Genomic DNA, 11,515 nt, shown 5'->3' with positions numbered 1-11,515 from the left:
CTAGGGCTCCCCTCGATGCAGCGCCCGTTCGATACGAGGATCGGGCACCAGCCAGAGGATTGCGACGAATACATAAATCGCCTGAGCAATCCAGGGGGCCCAGAAGGTGGCGGCGATGGCTGTACCATAGAGAACGGGCGACAGCTTGCCCTTCCAGTCCCGCCCAACGGCCCGCTTGAGTACCGAACCGGGGCCCTCGGACGCGATGATCGCCTGCTCCAGCATCCAATAGGCAATCGCCGCCATCAGCAATACCAGCCCATACAATGCCGAAGGCACGGCTGCAAAGTGGTTCTCGCCCATCCAGCCCGTGACAAACGGAAACAGGGACAGCCAGAACAACAAATGCAGGTTCGCCCACAGTATGGGGCCGCTGACCGTGGTCGCGGCATGCAGCATGTGGTGGTGGTTGTTCCAGTAGATGCCGATGTAGACGAAGCTCAGCACATAGCTGAGAAAGGCCGGCACCAGCGGCAGCAGGACATCCAGTTGCTCCCCATGCGGTACCTTCAACTCCAGCACCATGATGGTGATGATGATGGCCAGTACGCCGTCGCTGAAAGCTTCTAATCTATTTTTCCCCATGGGCTCTCCCAGCCGGATATTTTTTCCATGGTAGCGCAGGCGTGCTCCGGCCAACCCGGGTGTTGGCGCTCAGCTCCGCCAGATCAACGAGGCCATGCGCCCGGTCACGCCGTCGCGGCGATAGGAATAGAAGCTGTCCGATTCATTGAATGTGCAACGTCCGCCGCCGTAGACGGCCTGCACGCCAATATGCCCGAGGCGAATGCGCGCGAGTTGATAGATGTCGGCGAGCCATTTGCCCGGCGCATGCGGCGCGAAGGCGGCGGCGGTTTCGGGATGCGACACCATGAAGATTTCGCGCACGTCATCGCCCACCTCAAATGCGTGCGGACCGATGGCGGGCCCCATCCAGGCCAGGATGTCTCCCGGCGCCACCCGCATCGCTGCGACCGTGGATTCCAGCACGCCGCCGGCCAGGCCTCGCCAGCCGGCATGGGCGGCAGCCACGACGCTGCCGCTGCGGTCGCAGAACAGCACCGGAAGGCAGTCGGCGGTCAACACCGCGCAGACCTGCCCGGGTTCGCGCGTGAACGCCGCATCGGCTTCAGGATTCGTCTCGTGCCCAAGCTCGACCACCCGGGCGCTGTGTACCTGCCTGAGCCAACCCGGCTCCGCGGGCAGCTGCTGGCGAAGGTGCGCACGGTTGGCGGCGACGTGATCCGGATCGTCGCCGACGTGGTCGCCGAGATTGAGGCTGGCCCAGGGAGGCTGGCTCACGCCGCCGACACGGGTGGTCATGAGACTCTTGACCCGCGCAGGCGCGGGCCAGTCGGGGACGATCAGGTTCACTTGACCCAGTCGGTGTTTTCCCGCAGCGCCGCCAACAGCGAGGCGAAGTCGGGCGGCAGCGGGCATTCCCATTGCATGAATTCCTGGGTGACCGGATGGATCAGGCCCAGTCTTTCCGCGTGCAGCGCCTGGCGCGGGAAGGGAATCTTGAGGTGGCTGCGGCGGCTGGCGCTGTAGACCGATTCGCCCACCAGCGGATGGCCGATATGCTGCATGTGCACGCGGATCTGGTGGGTACGCCCGGTTTCGAGCTTGCAGCGCAGCAGGGTGATCCCGGGGAAGCGCTCGACCACGTCATAGTGCGTGACCGCCTCCTTGCCCATGCTGTGCACAGTGCGCTTGGTGCGGTTGTGCGGATCGCGCGCCAGCGGGGCGTCGACCGTGCCCGCATGGTCGACCTCGCCGTAGACCAGGGCCAGGTATTCACGCTTGACGGTGCGCGCCTGCAGCTGGCGCACCAGGTCGGTGTGGGCCCTCAGCGTTTTGGCGACAACCAGCAGGCCCGAGGTGTCCTTGTCGAGCCGGTGCACGATGCCGGCGCGCGGCAGTTCAGCCACCTGCGGCACGCGATGCAGGAGCGCATTGAGCAGCGTGCCCTGGCGATTGCCGCTGCCGGGATGGACCACCAGGCCGACCGGCTTGTTGATCACCATCAGCATGGTGTCCTCGAACACCACGTCAAGCGGGATGGCCTCAGGCGCATCGGGCGTGGCATTCGGGTCGGGCTCGACCTCGACCCGCACCGATTCGCCGCCGCTGACTTTCATCTTGGTCGTGGCCCAGGCGTCGTCCACCGCGATCTTGCGCGCACGGATCCAGTTCTGGATGCGGTTGCGCGAGAACTCCGGCAGCAGGGCCGACAGGGCCTGATCCAGGCGCTGCCCCCCCTGCTCGTCGGGGATTACCAGCTCGCGGACGCCGTCCCCGGTATTTCCCTTATAATCGTCCGACAAATTTTCTGTGTCTTTTCCCATGCTTAAGCAATGTTCATCCGGTTCCACCGCATTCAATCGGGTTTTGGGTGGTGTGCTGCTCGCTGCCGCACTCACCCTGGGCGGCTGCGGTCTGTTGCCCGCGGTCAAGGACGAAACCTCGGGTTGGTCGGCGCAAAAACTCTACTCCGAAGCCAAGGATAATCTCAACAGCGGCAACTACGAACGCGCGGTCAAATTGTTCGAAACGCTGGAAGCGCGTTACCCCTTCGGACGTTATGCACAACAGGCGCAACTGGAAGTGGGTTACGCCTACTACAAGGACAACGAACCGATTTCAGCCATTGCCGCATGCGATCGTTTCATCAAGCTGCACCCCAATCACCCTAACGTCGATTACGCCTACTATCTTAAGGGCCTGGCGAATTTTAACGACGATCTGGGACTGCTCGGCAACCTGGTCGACCAGGACATGAGCGAACGTGATCCCAAGGCTGCGCGCGATGCGTTCCTGGCATTCAAGGAACTGGTCACACGCTTCCCCGACAGCAAATATGCCGAGGACTCGACCGCCCGCATGAAATACCTGGTCAACGCGCTGGCTGGCAACGAGGTCCATGTCGCCCGGTATTACCTGAAACGCAAAGCCTGGGTGGCTGCCGCCAACCGTGCCAAGGTCGTGCTGACTGACTACCCTCAGGCTCCCGCGCTGGAAGAGGCGCTGGGCATCATGGTCGTGGCCTACGACAACCTGCACCTCACGGGGCCGCGCGACGATGCGCTGCGGGTGCTGAAGCTCAACTTCCCCCACAGCAAGTATCTCAAGGGCGTGAACGTCAAGGAAAAAGCCTGGTACCGCTTCTGGTGAGCCGGAATCCGGATTGAGTCCGTCTGATTCCGGTCCGCGCGCGAATCGGGATCAGACCGCCGCCTCGCCCGACTCGCCGGTGCGGATACGCACCACCTGCTCCACCGCCGTCACGAAAATCTTGCCGTCGCCGATCTTGCCGGTGCGCGCGGCAGTGGTGATCGCTTCCATCGCGCGTTCCAGCAGACTGTCTGCAACGACCACTTCCACCTTCACCTTGGGCAGAAAGTCGACGACGTATTCGGCGCCGCGATACAGCTCGGTATGGCCTTTCTGGCGACCGAAGCCTTTGACTTCGGTCACGGTCAGCCCGGTCACGCCGATATCGGACAGCGCTTCGCGCACTTCGTCCAGCTTGAACGGCTTGATGATGGCTTCGATTTTTTTCATGGCAGGTCTCCTTCGGGTCGGTATTTCGAGGTAATCGGGTAGCGCCGGTCTTTTCCAAAGTTACGCGGCGTGATGCGCGGACCGGGCGGGGCCTGGCGGCGTTTGTATTCGGCGAGATCGACCATGCGGATGACCTTGCGCACGACGGCGGCATCGTATCCCGATGCGACGATGTCGTGTGCCGGCAGGTCGCGTTCGACATAGGCCGCAAGGATGGCGTCGAGCACGTCGTAGGGCGGCAGGCTGTCCTGATCGGTCTGGTCGGGACGCAGTTCGGCCGACGGCGGACGGTCGATGATCCGCTGCGGAATCACGGCAGACAGGCGGTTGCGATAATTCGCCAGTCGGTAGACCCGCGTTTTCGCCACATCCTTCAGCACCGCGAAGCCGCCCGCCATATCGCCGTACAAGGTGGCATAACCGACCGCCATTTCGCTCTTGTTGCCGGTGGTCAGCACCAGCGTGCCGAACTTGTTGGACAGCGCCATCAGCAGCGTGCCGCGCGCGCGCGCCTGCAGGTTCTCTTCCGTCGTGTCGGTAGCCCGTCCGGCAAACTCGCCGGCCAGCTGCGACACGAACGCCTCGTATATCGGCTTGATGGCGATTTCGGAATAGCGCACGCCCAGCCGCTTCACCATGTCGCGCGAGTCTTCGACGCTGATACCGGCCGTGTAATCCGACGGCATCATCACCGCATGCACACGGTCGGGGCCGATCGCATCGACCGCGATCGCCAGCGTCAATGCCGAATCGATCCCGCCCGACAAGCCCAGATGCACGCCCTTGAAGCCGTTCTTGCCGAAGTAATCACGTACCGCCATCACCAGCGCGTCGTAGACGGCGGCATCCTCGTCCGGCAAGGCCTGTTGCGGCCCGCTGCAGCGGCTACCCGCGATGTCCACATAGAACAGGCCTTCCTGCCAGGCCGGGCACTGTGCCGCGACCTTGCCATCGGCGTCCAGCACAAAGGACGCGCCGTCGAACACCAGTTCGTCCTGTCCCCCCACCATGTTCGCGTACACGATCGGCAGGCCGGCCTCGAGCTGGCGCGAGCGCGCGACGGCAAAGCGCTCGCGCTCCTTGTTGAGATGATAGGGCGAGGCGTTCGGAACCAGCAGCCACTCGGCACCGGCTTCCATTGCACGCGTCGCCGGCCCCGGCTCCCAGATGTCGCCGCAGATGTTGAGGCCGAACGTCACGCCACCACAGCTGAACACGCACGCGTCAGCGCCGCTGTCGAATACGCGTCGTTCGTCGAATACGGAATGATTCGGAAGATGGTGCTTGCGATACACCCGTTCGACACGGCCGCCGCGTAGCAGCGCCCCCGCATTGAACAACCCGTCGTCGCTACGCTCGGGGTAACCCACGATCAGGGCGAGGTCGGGCGGCGCATCGGCAGCCAGTTGCTGTACAGCCGTCTCGCATGCTGCAGTGAAATCGCGCCGCAGCACCAGGTCTTCGGCCGGATAGCCGCAGACCGACATTTCAGGCGTGAGCAGCAGGTCGGCGCCGGCGGCATGCGCGTCCTTCGCCGCGGCCAGCAGCCGCGCCGCGTTGCCGGTGATGTCGCCAACCGTGAGGTTGAGTTGCGCGATGCCGAGTTTCATCGCGCGCCTTTACCGGGCACCCAGTGCCAGTTGTACTGCCTCACCCAGGCCGGCCGGGCTTGCCGCGACGACGACCCCCGCCGATTCCAGCGCACGGATCTTCGCGTCGGCCGTTCCGGCGCCGCCGGCGATGATCGCGCCTGCGTGGCCCATGCGCTTGCCCTTGGGCGCCGTGCGCCCGGCGATGTAGGCGGCCACCGGCTTCTTCATGTTCGAGCGGATGTACTCGGCCGCTTCTTCCTCGCGGCTGCCGCCAATCTCGCCGACCAGAATCACCGCCTCGGTCTGCGGGTCGGCCTCGAACAGTTCGAGGCAGTCGATGAAATCCAACCCCTTGATCGGGTCGCCGCCGATGCCGACGCAGGTCGACTGGCCCAGCCCCAGTTGCGTGGTCTGGTGCACCGCCTCGTAGGTCAGCGTGCCGGAACGCGAGACGATGCCGATCTTGCCTTTTTGATGGATCACGCCCGGCATGATGCCGATCTTGCATTCGCCCGAGGTGATGATGCCGGGGCAGTTCGGGCCGATCAGCTTGGCGCCGTTGGCACGCAGGGCGGCCTTCACATTCAGCATGTCCAACACCGGGATGCCCTCGGTGATGCAGACGATGACTTCGATGCCGGCGTCGGCCGCTTCCAGGATCGAGTCGGCGGCGAACGCGGCGGGCACATAGATCATCGTGGCCTGCGCGCCGGTCTGCCGCACGGCGTCGCGCACGGTGTTGAACACAGGCAGGCCAAGATGCGTCTGCCCGCCCTTGCCGGGGGTGACGCCGCCGACCATCCGCGTGCCGTAGGCGATCGCCTGTTCGGAATGGAATGTGCCCTGCTTGCCGGTGAAGCCCTGGCAGATGACCTTGGTGTCTTTGTTGACGAGGATGCTCATTGGGCGTCGCCTCTGAAAAGTTCATACAGAGCCATACGGCTGCGCGTCGGCGACGGGCGGCATTCGCGGCCGGTCGCATCCCGCAAGCGGGAACCCTGCTCCCTGCTCATGCCGCCTTCTCCACTGCCAGTTTCGCCGCATGCGTCAGGCTCTCCGCCGCGAGGATCGCCAGCCCCGATTCGGCCAGCAGCGTGCGGCCCAGCTCGGCGTTGGTACCTTCCAGCCTCACCACCACCGGAACCTTCACGCCGACCTCCTTCACCGCCTGGATGATGCCCTCGGCAATGACGTCGCAGCGCACGATGCCGCCGAAGATGTTGATCAGGACGGCCTTGACGTTGGGGTCGAGCAGGATGATCTTGAAGCCCTGTGCCACCGTCTCCGGCGTGGCACCGCCGCCGACGTCGAGGAAGTTGGCCGGCGTGCCGCCCTCCAGTTGAATCAGGTCCATCGTCGCCATCGCCAGACCGGCGCCGTTGACCATGCAGCCGATGTTGCCGGTGAGCGCGACGTAGTTGACGTTGGCCGCATTGGCGGCAGCTTCCTTGGCGTCGATCTGGCTGTCGTCGCGCAGCTCGGCCAGCACCTTGCGGCGGTACAGGGCATTGTCGTCGACGCTCATCTTGCAGTCGAGCGGCAGCACGCGGTTGTCGGCCGTCGCCACCAGCGGATTGATCTCAAGCAGGGAAAGGTCGTTGGCGAGGAACACGCGGTACAGCTGCGGCAACAGGCGGCAGAAATCCTTGTAGGCCTCACCCGTCAGTTCCAGCGCGAAGGCCAGGGCACGACACTGGAAATCCTGCACGCCCAGCAAGGGATCGCAGGCTTCGGTCAGGACCTTTTCCGGGGTGGTATGCGCCACCTCCTCGATGTCCATGCCGCCGGCGGCGGATGCGACGATGGCGACGCGCTCGGTTTCACGGTCGACCAGCAGCGAGAGATACAGTTCGCGCGCGATCGGCAGCGTCTCCTCGACCAGAATCTGGTTCACCGGCTGGCCGTCGGGGGCGTTCTGGTTGGTCACCAGTGGCTTGCCGAGCAGAGATTCAGCCACGACACGAACCTCGTCGAGCGACTTCACCACCTTGACCCCACCCGCCTTGCCGCGTCCACCGGCATGGATCTGCGCCTTCACTACCCAGGCGTCGCCGCCCAGTTCGGTCGCGGCGCCAACCGCGGCCTCGGCACTGGCTGCTGCAAGGCCGCGCGGCGTGTTAATGTTGCCTGACCGCAGGATTTGTTTGGCCTGATATTCATGCAGGTTCATTTGTTTTTCGATGGAAGCTCGCCAAAACGTGCATTTTGAAGCAAACCCCTCCGATGCGGAAGCTGTCATCCGCGTCGTTCCGCGCATTGCAGAACTGGCCGCCGACGCCTGGAATGCCCTGGCCGGCGATTCGCCTTTCCTGCAGCATGCCTTTTTGCACGCACTGGAAGCCACCGGCTGCGTCGGGCCCGACATCGGCTGGGAGCCGGTGCACCTGGCGCTGTTCCGCAACGGCCATCTCGACGCCGCGATGCCGCTTTACGTCAAGCATCACTCCTGGGGCGAGTTCGTGTTCGACTGGGCATGGGCTGACGCCTACCGCCGGCATGGCTTGAGTTATTACCCCAAGCTGGTGTGCTGCGTCCCTTTCTCGCCGGTTCCCGGGCCGCGCCTGCTGGCAGGCAACGATGCGGACCGCACGACGCTGATCCAGGCAGCCTTGAAACTCACCCGTGATCTGGGATTTTCATCCTTTCACATCCTCTTCCCGACCGCGCCAGACCACGTCGCGCTCGAAGCAACGCCGCTCATGCACCGCAGCGGCTTCCAGTTCCACTGGAATAACGCGGGCTATGCCGATTTCGACGCATTTCTCGCCGCGATGACACACGACAAGCGCAAGAAAATCCGTCAGGAAAGAAAGAAGCTCGCCAACCTCGGCGTGACGTTCCGCTGGGTCGATGGCGCGGAGAGCACGGATGCCGATTGGGACCATTTCTATCGCTGCTATGCCGACACCTACGCTCGCCACCGCAGCGAACCGCATCTCAACCGAGCTTTCTTTGCCGAACTGCGCGCGACGCTACCCGACAATCTGGTGCTCATCATTGCCGACAAGGATGGCGAGCCCGTCGCCTGCTCGTTCTGCATGAAAGATGGCCAGCGCCTGTACGGCCGTCACTGGGGCACGCTGGAATACCTGCCTGGACTGCATTTCGAGACCTGCTATCAGCAGGGCATCGAATATGCCATCGCGCATGGGCTTTCGGTATTCGAAGGCGGCGCACAGGGCGAGCACAAGCTCGCGCGCGGCCTTGTCCCCACCGCCACGCATTCCTGGCACTGGCTGGAGAATGCCGAATTCCGCGAAGCGGTCGACCGTTTCCTCGAACGCGAGACCGATGCCATCGGCCACTACATGGACGAACTCGAGACCCCGTTCCGCCGCGAGCCGCCGGCCGCCGCGCCAAAAGACGCGTCATCGGGCCGCTGAATCGCTGGCCGGCCCTGCGCACTTGTTTTACACTCGCGGAAAACGATAAGCGGATGTGTATCAACCGATCCACCCGAGGGGGAAACATGCTTGCAAGAACCTTGGCCAGCCTGAGCCTGCTGGCCGCCGCGCAACCCGCGCTGGCGAATATCGATATCCAGTTCGACTTCAGCTACGACACGTCCAATTTCTTTTCGTCCAACCCCGACAGCGTCGCCGCACTGAATGCCGCCGCGTCCGTATTCGAGACACGTTTTGCGGACAACCTGACCGCGATCACGTCGTCCGGGCCCAACCATTTCAGTACGGTATTCTTCAATCCTTCCACGCCCGGGACCGATGTCACGCTGAGCAATCAGAGCGTGTCCACCGACGTCATCCGCATCTATGCCGGCGCCGCCAACCTGGGCGGCTCGACCCTGGGAATCGGCGGTCCGGGCGGATACAACTGCTCCGGCTTCAGCAGTTTCTGCAACACTGACACGCAACGCGGGCAGGGCGAAACGCAGAACCTGTACGATAGCAACGGCGCCTTGCTGTCCCGCAACGCCGTCGATGTCGCACCGTGGGGCGGCTCGATCAGCTTCGATAACGCTTCGACCAACTGGTACTTCGGCCTGACCACGGCCGGCCTCAATTCGTCCGAATACGATTTCTACTCGGTTGCCGTGCACGAACTGGCCCACGTCCTCGGATTCGGCACCTCCGATTCCTTCGAAGCCCTGACGTTCGGCAGCGACTTCATTGGCGCAAGCACAGGCTCGGTCGCGCTGTCCGCCGATCTCGGCCACTGGGCGGACGGCACGCTCAGCACCGTCAATGGCGTCAGCCAGGAAACCTCAATGAGCCCCGCCATCTACAACGGCCAGCGCAAATACTTCACCGCCCTCGACTTCGCCGCCATGCAGGACATCGGCTGGCAGGTCACCGCCGTACCGGAAGCCGATACCTGGGCGATGCTGCTGGCAGGACTGGGGCTGGTCGGGTTCGCCGCACGCCGGCGGACGGCCTGAGCGTCGGTTGCAGCCAATAAGAAACGGCGGGGAGTCCCGCCGTTTCTTATTGCACGCGCCGATTTCTCAGGCCAGCACCGCCGTCAGATAGGTGACATACAGCGCGCCGTTGACGAACAGGTGCCACACGCGCAAGCCGCCGTTCAGGGCGGCCCAGCGCAGCCAGAATGCCGCGACCAGCGTGACCACCACGCCCAGCAGGACTTCCTTTTGCGGCATCCAGGGGGTCAGCGAAATCCCGATGGCGGGCAGCAGCGTGCCCTGGAACACCATGGCGCCGGTGATGTTGCCAAACGCCAGCGTGTCCTTGCGCTTGCGTATCCACAGGATCGAATTCACCTTTTCCGGCAACTCGGTCGCGATCGGGATGATCATCAGCGACAACAGCAGTGCGGAGATGCCCAGGATGGGCGCAGCCAGCTCGACGCCGTGAATAAAGCCCTTGGCGCCGGCAATCAGCAATCCCAAACCCAGAGCCAGCTGCACCAGAATGAAAAACAGGTTTTGCGGCAGGCCCAGACGCGTCAGCAGCATGGGCGACCCCGCCTCGGTCGCATGCCCGTCTTCGACCAGTTTGGCCGATGCGCGCAGGGTCAGCATCACATAGACGAAGTAGATCATCACCATGACGAAGGCGAGTGCAACGCGCACCCAGCCGCCGTCATGCGGCACGAACATGGCGGCAAACGCCAGCAGGAAGGCCATCAGGAAGAAATCCAGATCGCGCTTGAGCCCGGTCTTCTCGGGCGTGAGATGACCCTGGATACCACGGCGTTTCAGCACGGCCACGCTCATCAGCGACAGCGACAGCGTCGACAGCATCAGGGGCGCGCCCAGGATGGCGCCGACGCCGATTTCCTCGTTGGTGACGGTGTTGCCGCCGCCGGCAAAGATCGCCAGCAGCGGCACCAGGGTTTCGGGCATGGCGGTGCCGATCGCCGCAAACAGCGAACCGGTCACGCCTTCCGAGATGTGTAGTTTCTCGCCCAGGTGTTCGAGCGCGTTGACAAAGACTTCCGCCGCCACGAGGATGAGCAGCAGATAACCGAAGAGTTCGAGAAACAGCATGGGAAGCAGCCGCGAGGAAAACCGCGATTCTACCAGTCGGGGCCGGCTTGCCCCGGCTGGGTTTTCACGCCTGGCCGAAGGCAGTTACCACGCTCGTCTCGCCGGCTCTTTCGGCGTCGGTGTCGTGTTGTTCACCGCACCGCACTGCGGTGCATGCCGGGCATGGAAACAGGTGTTGCCGCAGGCGCTCGCCGACCTGGCCAACGAATTCCACGAAGTCGACGTCAGCGAGGCCACCGGGGTGGCGCGCTACTTCGGCATCTTCCACCTGCCCACGATCTACCTCTATCGCGATGGCCGGTTTCATGCCGAACTGCAGTGCGAGGCACGGCCCGAGATCATACGGGAGGTTGCGCAACAACTGCTCGCAGCGCCGCCGCAGGACGAACCCTAGACGCCACGCACGTGCTGAAGTACGCGCGGAATCGTATGTCTAGTTCAACATCAGTGCGCGCCCGACAAACACGACTGCAATTGTCAGCAGCCCGATGGCGAGATTGATGCCGATCAGTTTGCGGATCTGTGCCAGTGCCGCACCGCCCGCTTTCCAGTCCTGTGCACCCACCGCTCGCTTGAGTTTCTTGTAGGGCGCGAAGAACACATGGGCGAAAATCAGCATCATCACCACGCCCAATACCAGCATGGTCAGCGCATAGTGCGGCGCTGCGGCACCGCCGAGCTTCATCAGCATGTGCAAGCCGCTCAGCAGAATCAGAACGACCGAAACCCACACCCACGGAAAGAACTTGCCGAACACGCCGGCCCACAGCGTCAGACGCTGTGGTGGCTCCAGCACGCTGGCCGCCTAGGCGAAGAACATGCCGCCCACCCAGACGACGATGCTAAGAACATGCAACAACAAGGTCAGGTTCACGCGATTTCCTTTCAGAACAGG

12 protein-coding genes and 1 pseudogene are annotated in these 11,515 nt (G+C 63.5%); 4 read left to right on the top strand and 9 right to left on the bottom strand.

From position 1 onward, the window contains the following. The 3 genes from ABT23_RS05315 to rluD all read right to left on the bottom strand — a co-directional run bounded on the left by ABT23_RS05315 (window position 1) and on the right by rluD (window position 2,348). Complete coding sequence (locus tag ABT23_RS05315; RefSeq protein WP_296632205.1) at window positions 1–585, bottom strand: TMEM175 family protein; 585 nt, start codon at window positions 583–585, stop codon at window positions 1–3. Window positions 586–654: 69 nt separating this feature from the next. After that, the gene (gene pgeF / locus ABT23_RS05310) at window positions 655–1,374 is read right to left on the bottom strand and encodes a peptidoglycan editing factor PgeF (protein ID WP_296632202.1); all 720 of its coding nucleotides are present in this window, start codon (window positions 1,372–1,374) and stop codon (window positions 655–657) included. Beyond that, window positions 1,371–2,348 (bottom strand): 23S rRNA pseudouridine(1911/1915/1917) synthase RluD, encoded by a 978-nt coding sequence (gene rluD / locus ABT23_RS05305; RefSeq protein ID WP_296632196.1) that lies wholly within the window; start codon window positions 2,346–2,348, stop codon window positions 1,371–1,373. Before rluD ends, pgeF begins: the two co-directional genes overlap by 4 nt. Here rluD and ABT23_RS05300 point away from each other — a divergent pair. Next, window positions 2,347–3,174, top strand: coding sequence for an outer membrane protein assembly factor BamD (locus ABT23_RS05300; protein WP_296632193.1), 828 nt, complete (start codon window positions 2,347–2,349; stop codon window positions 3,172–3,174). The genes rluD and ABT23_RS05300 overlap by 2 nt on opposite strands. Window positions 3,175–3,225: 51 nt before the next feature. Here the strand turns inward: ABT23_RS05300 and ABT23_RS05295 are convergent, their stop codons facing one another. The 4 genes from ABT23_RS05295 to sucC all read right to left on the bottom strand — a co-directional run bounded on the left by ABT23_RS05295 (window position 3,226) and on the right by sucC (window position 7,326). Next, the gene (locus tag ABT23_RS05295; RefSeq protein ID WP_296632190.1) at window positions 3,226–3,564 is read right to left on the bottom strand and encodes a P-II family nitrogen regulator; all 339 of its coding nucleotides are present in this window, start codon (window positions 3,562–3,564) and stop codon (window positions 3,226–3,228) included. Further along, window positions 3,561–5,174, bottom strand: coding sequence for an NAD+ synthase (locus tag ABT23_RS05290; protein ID WP_296632187.1), 1,614 nt, complete (start codon window positions 5,172–5,174; stop codon window positions 3,561–3,563). The genes ABT23_RS05295 and ABT23_RS05290 overlap by 4 nt, the downstream gene beginning before the upstream one ends. Before the next feature lie 9 nt (window positions 5,175–5,183). Further along, the gene (gene sucD, locus ABT23_RS05285; protein ID WP_296632184.1) at window positions 5,184–6,059 is read right to left on the bottom strand and encodes a succinate--CoA ligase subunit alpha; all 876 of its coding nucleotides are present in this window, start codon (window positions 6,057–6,059) and stop codon (window positions 5,184–5,186) included. Between the two features lie 106 nt (window positions 6,060–6,165). Continuing rightward, a complete protein-coding gene (sucC, locus tag ABT23_RS05280) occupies window positions 6,166–7,326 on the bottom strand; it encodes an ADP-forming succinate--CoA ligase subunit beta (RefSeq protein WP_296632182.1) in 1,161 nt (386 codons plus the stop codon). Window positions 7,327–7,336: 10 nt separating this feature from the next. Here sucC and ABT23_RS05275 point away from each other — a divergent pair, with 10 nt between their 5' ends. Both ABT23_RS05275 and ABT23_RS05270 read left to right on the top strand, forming a co-directional pair. Beyond that, a complete protein-coding gene (locus ABT23_RS05275) occupies window positions 7,337–8,539 on the top strand; it encodes a GNAT family N-acetyltransferase (protein WP_296632179.1) in 1,203 nt (400 codons plus the stop codon). A gap of 86 nt (window positions 8,540–8,625) precedes the next feature. After that, entirely contained in the window at window positions 8,626–9,552 is a 927-nt protein-coding gene (locus ABT23_RS05270) for a PEPxxWA-CTERM sorting domain-containing protein (protein ID WP_296632177.1), read from the top strand. A 66-nt stretch (window positions 9,553–9,618) separates the two neighbouring features. On the opposite strand, the gene ABT23_RS05265 is transcribed toward ABT23_RS05270, so the two are convergent. After that, window positions 9,619–10,620, bottom strand: coding sequence for a sodium:calcium antiporter (locus ABT23_RS05265; RefSeq protein WP_296632175.1), 1,002 nt, complete (start codon window positions 10,618–10,620; stop codon window positions 9,619–9,621). On the opposite strand from ABT23_RS05265, the gene ABT23_RS05260 reads away from it, so the two are divergent. After that, a complete protein-coding gene (locus tag ABT23_RS05260) occupies window positions 10,619–11,014 on the top strand; it encodes a thioredoxin family protein (RefSeq protein WP_296632170.1) in 396 nt (131 codons plus the stop codon). The genes ABT23_RS05265 and ABT23_RS05260 overlap by 2 nt on opposite strands. 39 nt (window positions 11,015–11,053) lie before the next feature. Here the strand turns inward: ABT23_RS05260 and ABT23_RS05255 are convergent. After that, window positions 11,054–11,494: pseudogene (locus ABT23_RS05255) on the bottom strand (CopD family protein). Window positions 11,495–11,515 lie beyond the last annotated feature (21 nt).

It is taken from the genome of Thiobacillus sp. SCN 63-57, from assembly GCF_001725555.1.
Lineage (GTDB): Bacteria > Pseudomonadota > Gammaproteobacteria > Burkholderiales > Thiobacillaceae > Thiobacillus.
The sequence above is the reverse complement of the archived record's forward strand: the minus strand, read 5'-3'. Positions and strand labels throughout refer to the sequence as shown.